The following is an 18,005-nucleotide window of genomic DNA, read 5'->3' as shown; positions in this document are numbered from 1 at the left end:
GATGTTGCTCAGCCGAGCCGGCCGAGCGACATGCCGCCATCGATCATCATTTGCGCCCCGGTTACATAGCTCGATGCATCGGAGGCAAGGAACAACGCCAGCGGTTTGATCTGATATGTCTCGGCAATCCGCCCCATAAGGGTCGCGTCGTCCCACGCCTTGCGGACCACGGGGTCCTTGAGCGATCCATCCGCGATGTTGGTGACGAAAGGTCCAGGCAAGATGGCGTTGACGCGGATCTGATAGGCCCCCAGCTCCAGCGCGAGGTGGCGGACCATGTGGCTGACCCCGGCCTTGGACGGCATATAGGGCATCGGCACAATCGGCTCGCAGATCACGGCGGCGTTGGATGACGTCGCGATGATCGAGCCGCCTTTGCCGCTCTTCTTCATCAGCCGCGCAGCATCGCGCATCGTATTGTAGGCGCCGGTCAGATTGATCGCGATGATCCGATCCCAGATGGCCGGATCGTAGGTGTCGATCTGGCCCTGCGGGTCGCGGCCGCCTTCTGGCTTCCAGAAGCCGGGGCCGATCCCAAGGCCGGCATTGGCAAAGGCGATGTCCAGTCCGCCATAAGCAGCCTCGTGCGCATCGAACACCTGGGTGGTGCGGGCGCGGTCGGAGACATCGAGTTGGTCGGCGCGCGCCTCATAGCCTTGCGCGCGCAGGCGTGCTGCTTCCCGCTCGGCGGCGGCACCATCGACGTCCGTCAGCGTGACCTGCGCTCCGGCTTCCGCCATCGCCTCCGCATAAGCGAGGCCGATGCCGGAGGCGGCGCCTGTCACGAGCGCGCTGCGCCCCGCGATGTCGAACTGCTCAAGTGCCTTGGGGGGCTGTCCCGTGCCAGCGTCGGTCATTCTGTGCGGTCCTCTCCAGTCAGGCGCGTTCAGGCCGGTTCTTCGTCGAACACATTCAGTTCGATCTGCACGCCCGTGGGATCGTGCAGGAAGACCTGTGTCATCTTGATCACCTCGACCCGATTCTCCCGCCAGGGCACGCCATGCGCCTCGAGCCGCTCGACTAGCGGTCCAAGGCCGACACACTGGAACGCAACATGATCGAGGCCGCCAGTCGTCCCAGTGATATTGTCGTAAACCCCATGTTCGGACAGCGCGCCGGGCGTGCTGATGTGGACGATCGGATCGTCCTTGTGATCGTACATCCACCGCACCATCGTCCGGTCCAGATTGGACGGCGGATCGCGCTCTTCCAGCAGCAGAATGTCGCGGTAAAACGCCACCACCGGCAGCAGGTCACGGGTGCGGATATTGACGTGGTCGAGCCGTTTGATGAGCATGTACGAGTCCTGTTCGTGGGAAGGCAGGCGGTCGGCTTATTGATAGTGTCCAAAGTATCTGCGGCGCAACCGCTTCCGACCTTTTTGTGCGGCGATTGTGCGCACAATAAGATCGGGAGAGGCGACGGCGCGCCACTCCCGATACATTGGCTTGACGAGGCGGTCAGAAACTGCGGCGCACGGAGACCGCCCAGGTCCGCAATGGCGCAGGTACGCCCGTCACGACGCCAAGCGACGCGCTGACATCGCTCTTGGTCAGGAAGTAATATTTGTTGAACATGTTCTGCACTTCCAGCGAGACGCGCCAGTCCTTGTCCGTCGTGGTGAAGGACAGGCGGCCGTTGGCGAGGAAGTTGCCCTCGACCCGGCTCCACTCAGAGTTGGATGTCTCGGTGAAGACATCGGACTGATAGGAGCCATCGAACCGCACGCTCACCGTGCCGGGCGTGATCTCATGATCATATTGCAGGCCGAAGCTGTAGGTCCATTCCGGCGTGTAAGGCGTCACCGCATCCAGTGAGATGCCGGACGTGCCGACTTCCTTATACTGGAAGTTGATGTAGCTAAGGCTCCCATCGACGGTGAATCCCGCGAACGGATGAATGGTCGTTTCCAGCTCGAAGCCCTTGACGTCCGCCTTGCCGACATTGGTCGGCTTGAGGCACGGCACGGATGGGCAGGCCGAGAGCGTGAGGATCATGTCATTATATTTGTTCAGGAACACCGCGCCGTTCAGCCGCACGCGCCGGTCGAACAGGTCGGACTTGAACCCCAGTTCATAGGTGGTGAGCGTTTCCGGGTTGAAACTGCCGAGCTGGTTGCAAGGCGCCGGAGCGACATAGCCCGGTGCCGTGCACGAACCCGCCGACGGCCCGAAGAACGGCCGAGGGTTGACGCCGCCACCTTTGAAGCCAGTAGCGACTGAGCCATAGACCAGCAATTCCGGTGAGAAACGGAAGTCGGTTGAAATCCGCCAGTCCCAGCGATCGCCCTTGAAGCTGTCGCTGACATTGTAGAGGCCGGAAAGCAGGCAGTTGGGCGTATTGCCGATGCCGGTCGGTCCTGCGGTCGGCGCGCCCTGGAAGAACTCGCAGATCGGCAGGGACGGCAATTGCGCCGGCGTCCAGTTGCCGAACGGAACCGTGCCGTCCGGGTTGCGGCGGAAGTAGGTGTAGGTCTTTTCATCCCGTGTGTAGCGCAGACCGCCAGAGATGCTCCATCCTTCCATCGGCCTGATCACGCCATTGGCAAACAGCGCTTTCGAGGTGGACGGCGTGGTGTCAGGACCATGCAGGAAATCGATGCCGGCATAGTTGAGGTCGACACGGGCGGAGTAGGTGCCTTTCTGATCGAAGTAGAAGCCGCCGAGGGTGAAGTCGGCGAACGTGCCGACCTTGCCATTCAGGCGGAGTTCCTGGCTCCAGGCATGATGGTTGAGCTGGTTATCCAGTTGCGCCACCGGAACCGGAGTCGCGTCCTGATCCTGCCCGAAGTTCGACTGATATTCTCGATAGGAGGAAATCCACACGACATTGAGGCTGTCGCTCAACGTCCACGTCACATTCCCGTGAATGCCCCAGCCCTTGAAGTCCTGGTTCTGCAAGGCCGTGTAGGGCTTGTAGGGGGATTGGGACGTGGGCAGCATTCCATCCACGAAATTGGCGTAGCTGATGAAGCGGCGGTCACCGCCATAGGCCGAGCTGGCCAGGGAATCGCAGCCATAGGCCCCATAAGGCACGAAGGCGCAGCCTACCGGCACGGGGCTGCCATTCTTGCCGGGCAGCCAGGCACCGCCATTGGCATTCGTGCCGGGGTTGGGGATGGCCGGGTTGAACGGATTGGGGTTGGTCGAGGTCGGCCCCGGCAGACCGGCCGCGATCAGCACGGTTGGCGCCGGCTCTGACTTATCCGACGTATAGTCCCCGGACAGGTTCACTTCGAGCGCATCGGACGGCAGCCAGCGCAGCGCGATCCGCCCGGCGACATAGGATTGGCCGCCCTGCGTCCCGACGACGGGGTCGGCGCCCCGGTTGTTGCTGGCCGGCACGTTGGAGCCGGGGTGGGTCGCGCCATAATCCAGAAGTTTGAGGTAGCCATCGCGGCTCTTCGCGGCGCCAGACAGGCGGACGAACAGATTGTCCGTCACAGCGAAGTCGGCCACGCCGCGCAGATCGAGACGGTTGTAGGAGCCGTAGGTGGCCTCGAGCGTGCCGCCGCCAGAACCATCGGGCTTGGCACTGAACAGCTTGATGGCGCCGCCGATCGAGTTCTTGCCCGCCAGCGTCCCCTGCGGGCCGCGAAGGATCTCCACCCGGTCCAGATCCATGAGGTCCAGCAGCGAGCTGGAGAGGGTCGGAATGTAGACATCATCAATATAAACGCCCACGCCGGGGTCGAGGGCATAGTTGAAGTCGGTCTGCCCCACGCCGCGGATGAAGGCGATGAGGCCGGCGCCGCCATTTTGCGGTTGTGGCCGCAAGGTCACGTTGGGTGACTGGTTGGCGATGTCGGCAATGCTGGTCTGCCCGCGCTGTTCCAGCAGGGCGGCGTTGACCGCCGTGATGGCGATCGGCGTATCCTGAAGCCGTGTCTCGCGAAACTGGGCAGTGACGATGATATCGCCGGTAACATCCGTATTCTGGGCACTTTGGGGCTGTTCGCCGCTCTGGGCATAAACCGGCGCGGCTAGCGCACAGGCCAGGGCATAGGACGCAACGGATCGCGCGCAAAATCTGCGCATGGGCAATCTCCTCTCCATGTTGCCGTTGCTGATTTTCATGTCTCGTAGCGGACAAGCAACGGCGTGGCGGCGGCATAACATGAGGGTTTGGGGCCAGCAATATGTGCAATAGTGTGAACAGCGGCGGGCCGGGCGGCTGCCCGGGTGATGCTGAGACATCATTGGATATTGTCAACAATGGCCGTCTCCGCAAATGGCGGTAACCCTTGCGTTTTTGGCCCGGCCTCTCTCGGGCTTGCCTGATTGCATCGGTCGTGCGAGGGGCGGCGGCATAGCGTTGAATTGAAGAAAGGGTTGAGTACTGTGATCGCAACGACACATGTCGGAAGTCTGCCGCGCGGGCCGGAACTTGTTCCCTTGCTGCTCGCGAAGGATCATGGCGAGCCTTATGACGCCGCGCAGTTCGAGACGGTTGTGCAGCAAGCCATCGACGATGCCGTCGCCAAGCAGGTCGAGGCCGGAGTCAGCGTCGTGTCCGATGGCGAACTCGGCAAGGTCGGTTACTCAACCTATATCATCGAGCGTCTGGAGGGCTTTGGTGGCCACACCGATCGCAAGCCGGCGCTCGACCTCGCGCCCTTGCCGGAGCTGCGCAAGAAGTTGGCCGCGATCATGGGCGATCAGGAGTTCACCCGCGCCTCATGCATCGCACCGGTGAAGCTCAAGAACCTGCAGCCCTGCCATGACGACATTCGCCGGTTCGATCAGGCGCTCAAGGCGCAGGGTAGGGGTGCGCGGGGCTTTATGAATGCCGCGTCACCGGGTCTGATCACGGCCTTCCAGCCCAACGCCTACTATCCCAGCCACGAGGCCTATCTCGCGGATCTGGTGACGGCCATGCGCCCTGAATATCAGGCGATCATCGATGCGGGCTTCGACCTGCAGCTTGATTGCCCCGACCTCGCCATGTCCCGCCACACCGGCTATCAGGATGTGAGCGACGCAGAGTTCGTGAAGATTGCCGAGGCCAATGTCGAGGCACTGAACGCGGCCACCGAAGGCCTCCCGCGCGACCGGCTGCGGATGCACATCTGCTGGGGCAATTATGAAGGCCCGCATGATTGCGACATCGATCTTGCTAAGGTGCTGCCGACGATCCTGCGGGCCCGCCCCGGCGTGGTGCTGTTTGAATCGGCCAATCCGCGCCACGAGCATGAGTGGACCGTGTGGCGGGATGCGAAGTTGCCCGACGATCTCGTCTTGGCGCCCGGCCTCATCGACAGCTGCTCGAACTATGTCGAGCATCCGGAACTGGTCGCCCAGCGGATCGAGCGCTTTGCGGGCATCGTCGGCGCTGAGCGCGTGATCGGCAGCACGGATTGCGGCTTCGGCACCTTTGCCGGCTATGGCAAGATCGATCCCGCCGTCACGTGGAAGAAGCTGCAGGCCCTGCGGGAAGGCGCCGATATTGCAGCCAAACGCCTCGCGAGCGTGCCGGCCTAATCGCAAGAACTACGATGCCGGGCCGCGCTTTCCAGATGCGTGGCCCGGCATCGGATTCTGTCAGGCCGCGACTGCCGTCCTTGCGCGTTGCGAGGGGGCGGTTTCGGTGAGGAACATCGCCACGATCCCGCCGAGGATCGCCAGCACCACCATGATCCACAAGGGCGCGGCAAGGCTGGTCGCGTCCGCCGCTACACCGGCCAGCGAAGGCGCGAAGACCCCGCCGAGGATTTCCGCTGATCCCATGGTGAGACCCAGCGCGGTCGCGGCTTGACGCGGATCGACGCTTTCCGACGGCACGGTGGCCATGAACAATGGGAAGATCCCGTTCAGGCCCCAACCAAAGAAGAAGATCGGGACCAGCCCCCAGATCGACCCGCTCCAGTAGAGCGCGCCCAGCGGCAGGATGATGCCGAGCAGAGGCATGGCGATCATGACGGGCCTCCGCCCGATCCAGTCCGACAGGCCCGAGATCGCGAAGCTGCCGATAGTCGCGGAAATCCCCAAGGTTGCGATCAGCCAGCTCATTTCCGTCGGCGTGTAGCTTCTGACGCTGGTGAGGTAGATCGGCAGGAAGGTCAGGCAGATGACGAAATAGCTGACCATCAGCACGCCCAGCAGCACGCAGACCAGCACATTGCGGGTGCGCAACACACTGAGGACACCTTGGGCTTGGCCATCCTGGACCTGTGGCCGTGCCGGCGCTGCGGGCTCCTCCAGCGTGAACCAGATCAGCAGGGCACAGATGATGCCGGGAATGGACGCGAGGAAAAAGGCGTTGCGCCATCCGAATTCCAGGCCGAACCACACCAGCAAGACCGGCGCGAGAAAAGACCCAAGCAGGTTGGACCCGAAATTCTGGGCGATGCCCTGCGCAAGGCCGCGACGGCGCGGATCGACTTCACTGGCGACCATGGCATGGCTGATCGGCATCACGCCGCCCTCCGCCGCGCCCATCAGCATCCGTGCGCACAGCATGAAGAGGAAGCTCGTCGCCATCCCGCTCAGGAAACAGCAGAGCGAGAAGCCCAAAGTCGCGCCGACGAGCAGCAGCTTGCGATTGCCGATCGTGTCCGACAGGCGCCCGATGGCGAAGGCGGCAATGGCCCAGGTAAAGGAGAGGCCGCCGGCGAGCAGACCGATCTGCGCATTGGACAACCCGAGCTCGGGCTGGACGAATGGCATCAGCACGTTAAGTGCCTGCCGATCGAAAAAGACGATGCCGAAATTCAGGCTGAGCAGTCCGACCAGCCATGCCTGATAGCCGCCGCTGCGCAGACGCGGCGTGCCCGCATCCCCCATCACCATAAGCCCCTCCATGAGTCCTCTTGTTATGAGGGCATCATGGCGCAGGCTTTGGCAAATGGATAGCCCTCTATCGAATGGCTGTGCGCCCTCGATAGGTCGGCGGCATCACGCTCAGGGCAGAGCGAACCGGGCCCGAATGTCATCGGGCACGCGCTCGGCGCGCATCCCGCCCGGGCGCTCGCTGTCCCGCACGGTCCAGACCCGCTTTTCCGTGCCGCTTACGCAGACATGGCCGTCCTTGAGCAGGCGATGGCGAATGGTGAAGCTGGAATTGCCGAAATGGGGCGCTTCCACCTCCAGCACCACATCGTCGCCATAGGCGGCGGGGCGCTGGAACTTGGCCGACACATCAACCATCGGAAAGCCGACTACGCCCTGGGTTTTCAGCATGTCCCGCTTGCGCACGCCAAGCGCCTTCTCGAACAGCATGATCGTGCTCTCGCCGAACATCTCGAGGAAGCGCGGCGCATAGACGATGCCCGCCGGGTCGCAATGTCCCCATTCAATGCGATAGGGTCGGGAGAGGAACGCCTGGAAGTCATCCGGCTGCGAAGCAGGGGCGCCGGTCATGCCGCGAAATCCAGACCGCCGCGCCGTTCTGCAAAGCGCCATCCCTCCGGTGTCTTGCGCAGGCGGTCCGCATAGGTACCGATCAGCGGCCCCTTGGGATCGCGCACGGGCAGCCCGCCGGTTTCGCTCGCGACGCCCTGATACAGCACGATGACCGACAGCGCCGTCGCTTCGATCTCGCTTACGACGTCCACGACCACGTTGGAAACCACATGGCGCGCCGCACGGGCCGGCCTGCTCTTGAAGGTCGCAAGAATGGCGTCACGTCCCTTGATGGGCTGATCCGGTGCGCTCGGCCGGGCCATCTGACCATCCTCGGTGTAGAGGGCCGCGACGGCGTCCCAGTCAGCCGCATCGTTGAGCAGCGTGTAGCGATTGATGAGCGTGGTGCAGTCCCACTCGATTGCCCGCCGCGTCGCGTCGTCCAGTGTCACGCTCATGCCGCGTCCGCCTCTTCGGGCAGCAATTCGGTATCGATCTGCTTCTGCACCGGTGCGGGATAACGCGCGCCGGCAACGGCGCCAGGCGCGAAAATCGCATCGACGGCCGCGACGGATTCGGGCGTAAGGGTGATGGAGGCCGCTTTCACATTCTCCTCGAGATGCGCGATGGACCGCGTGCCGGGGATCGCGATGATCTGCGGCGCCCGCGCCAGACCCCACGCGAGGCTGAGCTGTGCAGGTGTGATGCCGAGATCGGCCGCTACCGCATTGAACCGCTCGGCCAGCTTGAGGTTATGGCTGAAATTCGGCTCTTGAAAGCGCGGCATGGGGATGCGGATGTCGCCGGGCTTGAAGTCGATGCTGCTGATCGCCCCGGCAAGCATTCCGCGCGCGACCGGCGAAAAGGCGACGAAGGCGATATCGAGATCGCGGCAGGCGTCCAGCACAGCGACTTCCGGATTGCGCACCCAGGGCGAATATTCGGACTGAATGGCCGCAATGGGATGCACGGCATGCGCGCGGCGGATGCTCGCTGCGGACATTTCGGAAAGGCCGATGGCACCGATCTTCCCGGCTTCCTTCGCGCGTACCAAAGCGCCCATCGAGTCTTCGATCGGCACGTTCCGGTCGAGCCGGTGCATGTAATAGAGATCGATAAAATCGGTATCGAGCCGCTTGAGCGAGCGTTCCAGCGATCCCGTGATCGTCTCCGGCCGCCCGTCGAGCACACGCTCGCCGTCGATCAGATCGAGCACGCACTTGCTCGACAGCACGAAGTCCTTGCGGCGATGGCCGACAGCGCGGGCGATCAGGCCCTCATTCTTGCCACCGCCATACAGCGCTGCGCTGTCGAGATGCGTCACGCCGATGTCGAGCGCATGATTGAGCAGGCGCGCGCCTTCCTCCTCGCTCGGCGGGGCGTCATAAGCGTGAGAGAGGTTCATGCAGCCCAGACTGATGGCGGAGACGGCCATGTCCGCGATGCGGCGGGTGGGGAGGGGTGTCGATGGCGAAGTCATGGCCCGGCTTGTGTCGCCCCGGGCATTAAAAATCAATCCTCGCGGCGCTTTTGGCGAGGATTGCGTGCCTATCGCCGAAAGTCGAGGGCGGTTTCGATCCAGTCCCAGAAGTCCCGGGACGCATCCTTCACATGCTGGGACGCATCGCGATAGGCGATGGGATCGTCCCGGACACGGATGACCGGCCAGTCCGCCTGATTGATGGCATTGCGTGAGCGGAAAGCCGCCAGCAGGCGCATGGCTTGCGTCATTAGAGCTGGCGAGGCGAGCAGGATGGGTTCGCTCTGGAGTGCGGCATTCATCAATCCGAATTGCTCGACGAACTTCCGGCGAAGCTGGAGTAGTTCATGCATCCGCGCTGCTTGCGCGATCGTGCCCAACTGCACGATTTCAGTCTCGGTGGCAGAAAACGCGCGCAGCATGTCCGCGAGATCTGAACTTAACCCGGTCGCCACTGACATGCACCTCTCCCGCCGCCTATGGTCTGACGGTAGAGCGGCGCCTTAAATGGCAAAGCTTGAGAAATGCCTACGGGCATGACGCCGATGATTGAGCGTCGCCGGAAATGAGGCGGTGTGCAGCCGCGAACAGGCTACACACCGCCAGTCTTTATCAGCCGGCCTTGTTGAGCTGGACTTCCAGCTCGCCGAGCACGCGATAGCAATCGAGCACCTGTGCGACCGAGCTGTTCGGCTCGCGGCCCTCGCGGATCGCGGCAATGAACTCGCGGTCCTGCAGCTCGATGCCGTTGCTGGAGACCGCGACGCCGCTCAGGTCCACAGGCTCTTCCTTGCCGGTCACCAGGTCGTCATAGCGCGCGATCCAGGTGCCATTGTCGCAGATGTAGCGGAAGAAGGTGCCGAGCGGCCCATCATTGTTGAACGAGAGGGAGAGGGTGCAGATCGCGCCGCTCTCGCTCTTGAGCTGGATGGACATGTCCATCGCGATGCCCAGCTCCGGGTGCATCGGGCCTTGCACGGCATTGGCCTGCACGATCTTGCCGGCCTGATAGGCGAACAGGTCGACCGTGTGCGCGGCGTGGTGCCACAGCAGATGGTCCGTCCAAGAGCGGGCCTCGCCCTTGGCATTCATGTTCTTGCGGCGGAAGAAATAGGTCTGCACGTCCATCTGCTGGATCGCGAGTTCGCCGGCCGTAATCTTGTTATGGATATACTGGTGGCTCGGGTTGAAGCGGCGGGTGTGGCCGACCATGCAGACGAGGCCGGTTTCCTTCTGCGTGTCGATGACCGCCTGGGCGTCGGCCCAGCTGTCCGACAGCGGGATTTCCACCTGCACATGCTTGCCCGCCTTCATGCACGCAATGGCCTGCTGGGCGTGCATCTGCGTGGGCGTGCAGAGGATCACCGCGTCCACGTCATCACGTGCAAGCGCTTCGTCCAGTTCGGTGCCGCTGTGCTTCGCGCCATATTTGGCGGCGACTTCGGCGGCCTGCTCGGCACGGCGGCTGATGATCGATACGATCTCCACGCCATCGATGTTCTTGAGGCCGTCGAGATGCTTTTCGCCGAATGCGCCGGCGCCTGCGAGTGCGATTCTCATGAGGGGGAGTCCTTTCTCCAGCTAACCCCTCCCTTTCAAGGGAGGGGCAAGGGGTGGGTGAGAGGCGAGGGGGCTCAATGCCCCCGAAGTCACTCTAAATGGGGTGATGGCCAGCACCACTCCAACCCCTCCTCTGAAGAGGAGGGGTGTTTGCGCGTGTCAGGCCTTCGCCATGCTATGGCCGCTCATCACCTTGCGCGGTTCCAGCGGCGCTCCGGCCGTTTCTTCCGGTTGCAGGATCATCGCGCCGAGCGCAGTGTTGGAGGCCGGGATGTGGTAGAAGGTGTAGAGGTCACGCACCTTCTCCGGCAGCGCGCCGCGCATGATCAGCCACATGACCAGCTCGATGCCTTCCGATCCGCTTTCGCGCAGATACTGGATGTGCGGCATCTTGCTCAGCTCTGCGGGATCGCTGATCAGCTTGTCGATGAAGTTCAGGTCGAACTCCTTGTTGATCAGGCCGGCCCGCGGACCCTGAAGCTGGTGGCTCATGCCGCCTGTGCCCCAGACGTGGACATTGAGGTCTTCCGGGAAGCTCTCGACCGCGGCGCGGATGCTGTCGCCCAGGCTGAAGCAGCGCTTGCCCGACGGCGGCGGATAGGTGACCACGTTGACCGGGAAGGGAATGACCTTGCACGGCCATTCCTCAGGCTCGCCGAAGATCATCGAGAGCGGCACGGTGCAGCCATGGTCGACGTCCATCTGGTTCATGATGGTCATGTCGAATTCATCGAGGATCAAGCTCTGGGCGATGTGCCAGGCGAGGTCCGGATGGCCCTTCACGTCGGGCACGGGGCGCGGGCCCCAGCCTTCGTCCGCCGGCTTGAAGCTCTCCGCGCAGCCGATCGCGAAGGTCGGGATGATGTTCATGTCGAACGCCGAGGCGTGGTCGTTATAGACCAGGATCACAACGTCGGGGGTGTTGCCCGGCTGCTTGATCCACTCCCGGATCGGCTCATAGCCCTTGAAGACCGGACCCCAATAATCGTTGTCGCTCGTCTTGGTCTGCATCGCCGCGCCGAGCGCGGGAATGTGGCTGGACGTAATGCCCGTGGTAACGCGTGCCATGATCAAAATCCTCCCTTGATCGAGCGCACGCCCTCAGGCGAACGACCACCGTCGATCATCATCTGTGCATATTCTTCCTGCGTCATGCCGGTCATCGATCCGGCAGCGAACTGGAAGCTCTTGCCATCGGTCGAGAAGAGCTTGGAGAGGAAGTAAACATTCCCGCCCTCGTCGATCATGGCATTGTAGTCGCGGGCCAGCACGGCCGCCTTGGCGGCGGGCGTCAGGTTCCACTCGTCCAGATAGGCGCTCTCGTCCGCCTTGAACCGCTCGCGATTCTCGGCCTTCATCAGGCTCATCGCGAACTGATTGAGATTGTAGCCCCGGCGCGCGCGCTGGGCCGTGAACACGCGGGTGCCGGGAATGTCGTCAAACTCGGCAAGATAAGCGTGAACGTCGATTCTTTCTTTCTTCTCGGTCATGATATCCTCTCTTAGAGCCCGCGGGCGTTCAGCTTGGCGTCGAGACGCGGGAAGACGCGGCGGGTATTGCCCTCAAAAATCGCGTGACGCTCCTCGTCAGAAATGTCGAGCGCATCGATATAGCGCTTCGTATCGTCGAAATAATGACCGGTCGTCGGGTCGATCCCACGCACGGCACCGACCATCTCGCTGCCGAACAGGATGTTCTTATTATCGATCACGTCGGCCAGCAGGTTGATGCCGGGCTGGTGATAGACGCAGGTGTCGAAGAACACGTTGTTCATGAGCAGCGTATCAAGGCTGGGCTGCTTGAGCATGTCCGCGAGGCCCCGGAACCGGCCCCAGTGATAAGGCACCGCGCCGCCGCCATGCGGGATGATGAAGCGCAGCGTTGGGAAATCGGCGAACAGATTGCCCTGCAGCAGCTGCATGAAGGCGATCGTATCGGCCGCCAGATAATAGGCGCCCGTCGCGTGCATTGCGGGATTGCAGCTGCCCGAGACGTGGATCATCGCCGGGACGTCCAGCTCGACCATTTTCTCGTAGAAGGGATACCAGAATTTGTCAGTCAGCGGCGCCTGCTTGAAGTGGCCGCCGCTCGCATCCGGGTTCAGGTTGCAGCCGATGAAGCCCAGCTCATTGACGCAGCGGTCCAGCTCGGCGATCGAGCTGGTCATGTCCGCCTCTGGCGACTGCGGCAACATGCACACGCCAGCGAATGTCTCGGGGTAGAGATCGACGACGCGCGCAATGAGGTCGTTACAGGCCTGCGCCCACGGGACCGCGACCGACTGATCGCCAACATGGGGCGCCATGGCCGAGGCGCGAGGCGAGAAGATTGTCATGTCCGCGCCGCGCTCCTTGATGAGGCGCAGCTGGTTCTGCTCGATGGTCTCGCGAATGTCGTCGTCAGAAATCTCGGGATAGGGCGGGCAGGGCGTGCCATTTTTGAAGGCCGCCTTCTGCTGCTCGCGCCACTCGTCATGCGCCTTGGGCAGCACGGTATAGTGGCCATGGCAGTCGATGATCATCGTCATTCCGTCACCTTCCAGACTTTTCTGTTTCTGTAATTTTGGGCTGCGCAGCGGACACGGGCTTCGCGATCATTTCGGGATGCATGGCATCGAGAAAGGCCAGCTTTGCCTCAAGCCCCTGCGGCATCTCGACCGAACCGAGCAAGGCGCCCATCGCCCGCTGGCGTGTCACTGTCCCGCGTGTCATGGCCGGTTCAATGCCCAGCTCGGTAAGCGTCACGACCACCTCGTCCATCTCGGCAGCGCGGCGCGTGCCGTGGGCGAGCATGCGGTCGAGATTATAATCGATCTTTTCGGGCCAATCTCCGCCGAGTGAGGCCAGCACGTTCTCGGTCACGCCCGCACGACGGGCCGCGAGGATCATCTCCGCCGTCAGCGCCTCGATGCCCTTGATCATGACAGAACGGACCATCTTCGTCGCGCTGGCGGCGCCGACCTGATCGCCCGCAATTGCAACCTTGCTGAAGCCGATCGCGCGCAGCGCCGCTTCACCCTGCGCGGCGTGCGGGCCGCTGATCAGCAGAGGCACAGTCATCGCGGCGGGCTGCACGGGCGACATGACCGCTACATCGACGTAACGACCGCCAGCCCGCTCGATCGCTGCAGCATTGCGCTGCTTGGCGCCCGGCGACACGGAATTCATGTCGAAGAACAGCGCGCCGGGGGACAGGTGCCGCGCGGCTGCGGACGCTGCCGCCTCGGTCTGATCGGCGGTGACGAGGCTCAGGATTATTTCCGCGCCGGCTAGCGCGTCCGCCAGGGACTCGCGGCCCGTGACGCCCGTTTCAGTGTACGCGGCGCGGATCGGGCCGGCGGTCTGCGGTTCGATTGCCTTGAGGTCGAATGCGCGCGCGTCGCTGCGCCATCCGGCAGCACCGGCGAAGGTCCGTCCCGCTTCCCCGAAGCCGATAAGGGCAATTCTCCCGCTCATGATCGACGCTGTGCCGCCTATCGATCAGAATCGCAAATTTGTTCCCGCTCCGTGCCATAAGCAGAAGCGAATGGTTCCGTCGCGGCCCGGTCCAGCTCGGCGATGAAGGCTGCTTGTGCCGGGGCCGGCCGCCACTGTGCCCGGGTGGTGAGCGCGACCGCGCGGGAGAAGCCCCCGGGCGGGGCGCCAAGCGAGACGAGCCAGCCCGCCTCCTGCTCGACCGAGACCTGATCGGGCGAGAGCAGGGTCAGAAAGTCAGTCTGCATCAGGATTTCGCGGATCATCATCACCGACCCGCATTCGATCGGAACGGGCGGCGGGGCAAGTCCGGCCGTGCGGAACATCTCGTCGAAGCGCGTCCGCAGGGGCGCCCCGGGCGACGGCAAGATCCAGGCATAGCGCGCGAGATCGCTCAACGGGCGATCCCGTGCCGGACCGGCCTCAGGATGACCGGCCCGCGCGATGATAATCACCTCATCCTCGAACAGGGGGCGCTGCATGAGGTCCGGGCCGGGTGGCGGATCGCGCATGGCGCCGACCATCATGTCTATGCTGCCGTCGCGCAGGGATTCCGCCAGTTCGCCATGCGATCCTTCGACGATCACGATCTCTATGGCCGGAAATGCGGTGTTGAACCTTGCCAGCGCGCGCGGCAGCACCCGGGCGCGTGAGAGGGGCATCGCCCCGATGGTGATCCGCGCGGGCACGCCGCCGGATTGGCCCAGGGCTTCGTCGAGGCCTGCTTCCAGCTCTGTCCGGGCAAGACGGAAATTCCGGGCGGTGCGCCGGCCCGCATCGGTCAGCGCGATGCCCCGTCCGCGTCGCTCCACGAGCGAGCGCCGGAGGATCAGCGATAGATCGCCAATGGCGCGATGCAGGGTTGGCTGCGACAGGCCGCTCTGTGCTGCTGCCGCCGCATAGCTTCCGCTATCCGCGACGGCGAGGAAAGCCCGCAACTGCGCCATGGTCACCCGTCGCGAGCCGATCAGTTCGGCCGCTTGCTCAACGCGCTCAGCCAGCGCCATTGCAGGAGGGAGGGGCGTCATGCCGTCCGTGCGCCGCTCGAACAGCTGCACGTCCATGATGCTTTCCACGCGGGCAATGGCTTGGGTCACAGCAGGCTGGGTCAGATGGAGCGTGCTCGCAGCGGCCGACACACTCCCTTTATGCGTCACCGCGGCGACCGCCGCGAGGTGGCGCAGATTGAAGGAGAAGGGTGAGAGGTCGGATGCCATGAGGCTCAGACTTAGCAGATGCTTATGATCTGCGCAAAGTTCGGGGTGGATTGACCGGACGCCGTTCCCCTATTCTATACGGGAGCAAGGCTGTTGCCAGTTAATGTTGATCGAGAGGAGCAATCATGGGTGTGGTCGTACAGAATATCGAGCGTGCTGATCCTGAGGTGATTGACGGTTTGGCGGCGTGCGGTGTTGCGACGGTTCATGAAGCGCAGGGCCGCACGGGCTTGCTGGCAAGCTATATGCGGCCAATCTATGCCGGCGCGCGGATCGCGGGCAGTGCAGTGACGATCAGCGCGCCTCCGGGTGACAATTGGATGGTGCATGTCGCCATCGAGCAGTTGAAGGCGGGCGACATCCTGCTGCTGGCGCCGACCAGCCCCTGCGAGGATGGCTATTTCGGCGATCTGCTGGCGACCTCGGCGCAAGCCCGCGGCTGCCGCGGCCTGATCATCGATGCCGGCGTGCGCGATGTGCGCGACCTCACCGAGATGAACTTCCCGGTCTGGTCCAAGGCGGTCTACGCGCAGGGCACGGTCAAGAACACCCTGGGCAGCGTGAACATCCCGGTGGTCTGCGCCAATGCGCTGGTCAATCCGGGCGATGTGATCGTCGCTGATGATGACGGCGTGTGCGTCGTCCCCCGCGCCAACGCCGCCAAGGTGCTGGAAGCGGCCCGTGCGCGGGAAGCCAATGAAGGCGAGAAGCGCGAGAAGCTGGCCTCCGGCGTGCTGGGCCTCGACATGTACAAGATGCGCGAGCGCCTGGAGAAGGAAGGCCTGAAATATGTGTGAGGCACGTCGGCCTCGGAATGCATCTCCGTTCGCTTCGAACGGGAGGCTGTGATGGACGGCATTACCTGCATGTGGATGCGTGGCGGCACCTCCAAGGGCGGCTATTTCCTGGCAGACGATCTGCCCACGGATACCGCCGCCCGCGATGCCTTCCTCCTGCGCGTCATGGGCTCGCCAGACCCGCGCCAGATCGACGGCATGGGTGGCGCCGATCCGCTGACCAGCAAGGTTGGCGTGGTCAGGAAATCGAGCCGCGAAGGGGTCGATGTCGATTATCTCTTCCTGCAAGTGTTCGTCGATCAGGCGATTGTCACCGACGCGCAGAATTGCGGCAATATCCTCGCGGGCATCGGTCCGTTCGCCATTGAGCGCGGTCTCGTGCAGCCAACCGGCGATGAAACCCGCGTCGCCATCTTCATGGAGAATACCGGCCAGGTCGCCGTCGCCACGGTGCAGACGCCAGGCGGCCAGGTTCGCTATGATGGTGACGCCTCGATCAGTGGCGTGCCGGGTACATCGGCGCCCATTCCGCTGTTGTTCCGCGATACCGCTGGCTCATCCTGCGGCGCCCTGCTGCCGACGGGCAATGGCGTCGACGAGATCAATGGCATCAAGGTGACGATGATCGACAATGGGATGCCCTGCGTCGTCATGCTGGCCAGCGACGTCGGCGTGACCGGCTATGAGGATCGTGACACGCTTGACGCCAATAACGAGATGAAGGCGAAGGTCGAGGCCATCCGCCTCAAGGTCGGTGAGATGATGAACCTTGGCGACGTAACCGAAAAGTCCGTCCCCAAGATGATGCTGGTGGCGCCGCCGCGCGAGGGTGGGGCCGTTACCGTGCGTTCGCTCATCCCGCATCGTGTCCATGCCTCCATCGGGGTGTTGGGTGCGGTGAGCGTGGCGACGGCATGCCTTATCGAAGGCTCTCCCGCCGCCTCCGTCGCCAAGGTGCCCGAGGGTGCGACGAAGACGCTGGGGGTCGAGCATCCGACCGGCGTCACCGAATGCGTCGTGACCGTGGACGCTGACGGACAGCCGGTGGAAGCCGGCATGTTGCGCACCGCCCGCAAGCTGATGGACGGGGTGGTGTTCGGCTGAACATCCCCTGCGTCTATGGCAGGCTCCCTGCACCTCAGAACAAGTCCGTTCGCCCTGAACTTGTCAAAGGGCTGTTTCATCTGGAACAATCGAACGGAAAGTGAGAACCGGGCTTCGACAGGCCCAGCCCGAACGGAACCAATGAGATGACCGACCGCATCCTTTCCTGGCATAGCAACCCGAGCAAGCCCGCCTACACGCCGCCGCCGGGCGCCGTGGATGCGCATTGCCACGTGTTCGGGCCGATGGCGCAGTTCCCGTTCAGCGCGAAGGCCAAATATCTGCCGCAGGATGCAGGCCCGGACATGCTCTTTGCCCTGCGCGATCATCTGGGCTTTTCCCGCAACGTCATCGTCCAGGCGAGTTGCCACGGCACCGACAACGCCGCGACCCTGAACGGCATTGCCGTTTCTGAAGGGAAGGCGCGCGGTGTCGCCGTGGTCGATCCCGCGATCAGCGAGGCCGAGCTTGAGGCGCTGCACGCCGGCGGCATGCGCGGCATCCGCTTCAACTTCCTCAAGCGCCTGGTAGACGATGCTCCCAAGGACAAGTTTCTCGAGGTCGCCAGCCGGCTCCCGGAGGGCTGGCATGTTGTCATCTATTTCGAGGCGGACATTCTCGAAGAACTGCGCCCGTTCATGGATGCGATCCCGGTGCCGCTGGTCATCGACCATATGGGCCGGCCCGATGTGCGCCAGGGACCGGACGGTGCGGACATGAAGGCCTTTCGCAACCTGCTCGATAGTCGCGATGACATCTGGTTCAAGGCGACCTGCCCGGATCGGCTCGATCCCGCCGGTGCGCCTTGGGACGATTTCGCCAATGCCGTCGCGCCGCTGGTCGCCGATTATCAGGATCGGGTCATCTGGGGCACCGATTGGCCGCACCCCAACATGCAGGATGCCATCCCGGACGACGGCTTGCTCGTGGACATGATTCCGCGCATCGCGCCGACGGAGGCATTGCAACACAAGATGCTCGTGACCAACCCGATGCGTCTATACTGGCCTGAAGAACTTCGCGCTGGGTCATAG

Annotated in this window: 18 protein-coding genes; 4 read left to right on the top strand and 14 right to left on the bottom strand. The window is 63.4% G+C overall.

Annotated elements, in window-relative coordinates; all coding sequences use genetic code 11:
• Positions 1-8 precede the first annotated feature (8 nt).
• The 3 genes from M2339_RS06175 to M2339_RS06165 form a co-directional block, all read right to left on the bottom strand.
• Positions 9-857 (bottom strand): SDR family NAD(P)-dependent oxidoreductase, encoded by an 849-nt coding sequence (locus M2339_RS06175; protein ID WP_264587195.1) that lies wholly within the window; start codon positions 855-857, stop codon positions 9-11.
• Between the two features lie 29 nt (positions 858-886).
• On the bottom strand, positions 887-1,297 hold the full coding sequence (locus M2339_RS06170; protein WP_181559631.1) for a VOC family protein: 411 nt from the start codon (positions 1,295-1,297) through the stop codon (positions 887-889).
• A 163-nt stretch (positions 1,298-1,460) separates the two neighbouring features.
• On the bottom strand, positions 1,461-4,037 hold the full coding sequence (locus M2339_RS06165) for a TonB-dependent receptor (protein WP_264587196.1): 2,577 nt from the start codon (positions 4,035-4,037) through the stop codon (positions 1,461-1,463).
• Positions 4,038-4,340: 303 nt separating this feature from the next.
• Here M2339_RS06165 and M2339_RS06160 point away from each other — a divergent pair, with 303 nt between their 5' ends.
• The gene (locus M2339_RS06160; protein WP_264587197.1) at positions 4,341-5,480 is read left to right on the top strand and encodes a cobalamin-independent methionine synthase II family protein; all 1,140 of its coding nucleotides are present in this window, start codon (positions 4,341-4,343) and stop codon (positions 5,478-5,480) included.
• Between the two features lie 60 nt (positions 5,481-5,540).
• Here M2339_RS06160 and M2339_RS06155 read toward each other — a convergent pair whose 3' ends face one another.
• The 11 genes from M2339_RS06155 to M2339_RS06105 form a co-directional block, all read right to left on the bottom strand.
• Positions 5,541-6,788: an MFS transporter gene (locus tag M2339_RS06155; protein WP_264605226.1), complete on the bottom strand. Its 1,248-nt coding sequence runs from the start codon at positions 6,786-6,788 to the stop codon at positions 5,541-5,543.
• 111 nt (positions 6,789-6,899) lie between these two features.
• Positions 6,900-7,358, bottom strand: a complete 459-nt coding sequence (locus M2339_RS06150) for an acyl-CoA thioesterase (RefSeq protein ID WP_264587199.1) — start codon at positions 7,356-7,358, stop codon at positions 6,900-6,902.
• Positions 7,355-7,798 carry a nuclear transport factor 2 family protein gene (locus M2339_RS06145; RefSeq protein ID WP_264587200.1) on the bottom strand — a complete coding sequence of 148 codons (444 nt, stop codon included), beginning with the start codon at positions 7,796-7,798 and terminating at the stop codon, positions 7,355-7,357. The genes M2339_RS06150 and M2339_RS06145 overlap by 4 nt, the downstream gene beginning before the upstream one ends.
• On the bottom strand, positions 7,795-8,820 hold the full coding sequence (locus tag M2339_RS06140; protein ID WP_264587201.1) for an aldo/keto reductase: 1,026 nt from the start codon (positions 8,818-8,820) through the stop codon (positions 7,795-7,797). Before M2339_RS06140 ends, M2339_RS06145 begins: the two co-directional genes overlap by 4 nt.
• A 68-nt stretch (positions 8,821-8,888) precedes the next feature.
• On the bottom strand, positions 8,889-9,281 hold the full coding sequence (locus M2339_RS06135) for a hypothetical protein (RefSeq protein ID WP_264572809.1): 393 nt from the start codon (positions 9,279-9,281) through the stop codon (positions 8,889-8,891).
• Positions 9,282-9,432: 151 nt separating this feature from the next.
• Complete coding sequence (locus M2339_RS06130; RefSeq protein ID WP_264587202.1) at positions 9,433-10,380, bottom strand: Gfo/Idh/MocA family oxidoreductase; 948 nt, start codon at positions 10,378-10,380, stop codon at positions 9,433-9,435.
• A 159-nt stretch (positions 10,381-10,539) separates the two neighbouring features.
• A complete protein-coding gene (locus tag M2339_RS06125) occupies positions 10,540-11,448 on the bottom strand; it encodes a class III extradiol dioxygenase subunit beta (protein ID WP_181559639.1) in 909 nt (302 codons plus the stop codon).
• A 2-nt stretch (positions 11,449-11,450) separates the two neighbouring features.
• Positions 11,451-11,870: a protocatechuate 4,5-dioxygenase subunit alpha gene (gene ligA, locus M2339_RS06120; protein ID WP_181559640.1), complete on the bottom strand. Its 420-nt coding sequence runs from the start codon at positions 11,868-11,870 to the stop codon at positions 11,451-11,453.
• A gap of 11 nt (positions 11,871-11,881) precedes the next feature.
• Positions 11,882-12,907 (bottom strand): amidohydrolase family protein, encoded by a 1,026-nt coding sequence (locus M2339_RS06115; protein WP_264587203.1) that lies wholly within the window; start codon positions 12,905-12,907, stop codon positions 11,882-11,884.
• A gap of 4 nt (positions 12,908-12,911) precedes the next feature.
• A complete protein-coding gene (locus M2339_RS06110) occupies positions 12,912-13,835 on the bottom strand; it encodes an NAD(P)-dependent oxidoreductase (protein WP_264587204.1) in 924 nt (307 codons plus the stop codon).
• Between the two features lie 17 nt (positions 13,836-13,852).
• A complete protein-coding gene (locus tag M2339_RS06105) occupies positions 13,853-15,070 on the bottom strand; it encodes a LysR family transcriptional regulator (protein WP_264587205.1) in 1,218 nt (405 codons plus the stop codon).
• 122 nt (positions 15,071-15,192) lie between these two features.
• On the opposite strand from M2339_RS06105, the gene ligK reads away from it, so the two are divergent.
• From ligK to M2339_RS06090, 3 genes are all read left to right on the top strand, one after another.
• A complete protein-coding gene (ligK, locus tag M2339_RS06100; RefSeq protein WP_319799422.1) occupies positions 15,193-15,867 on the top strand; it encodes a 4-carboxy-4-hydroxy-2-oxoadipate aldolase/oxaloacetate decarboxylase in 675 nt (224 codons plus the stop codon).
• A gap of 51 nt (positions 15,868-15,918) precedes the next feature.
• Positions 15,919-16,971, top strand: a complete 1,053-nt coding sequence (locus M2339_RS06095; RefSeq protein WP_264575794.1) for a 4-oxalomesaconate tautomerase — start codon at positions 15,919-15,921, stop codon at positions 16,969-16,971.
• Between the two features lie 146 nt (positions 16,972-17,117).
• On the top strand, positions 17,118-18,005 hold the full coding sequence (locus M2339_RS06090) for an amidohydrolase family protein (protein WP_264587206.1): 888 nt from the start codon (positions 17,118-17,120) through the stop codon (positions 18,003-18,005).

Origin of the sequence: Sphingobium sp. B2D3C, from assembly GCF_025961835.1 — a bacterium.
Classification (GTDB): domain Bacteria; phylum Pseudomonadota; class Alphaproteobacteria; order Sphingomonadales; family Sphingomonadaceae; genus Sphingobium.
Note: the sequence above shows the minus strand (reverse complement) of the source record. Positions and strands in the feature narration are given on the sequence as shown.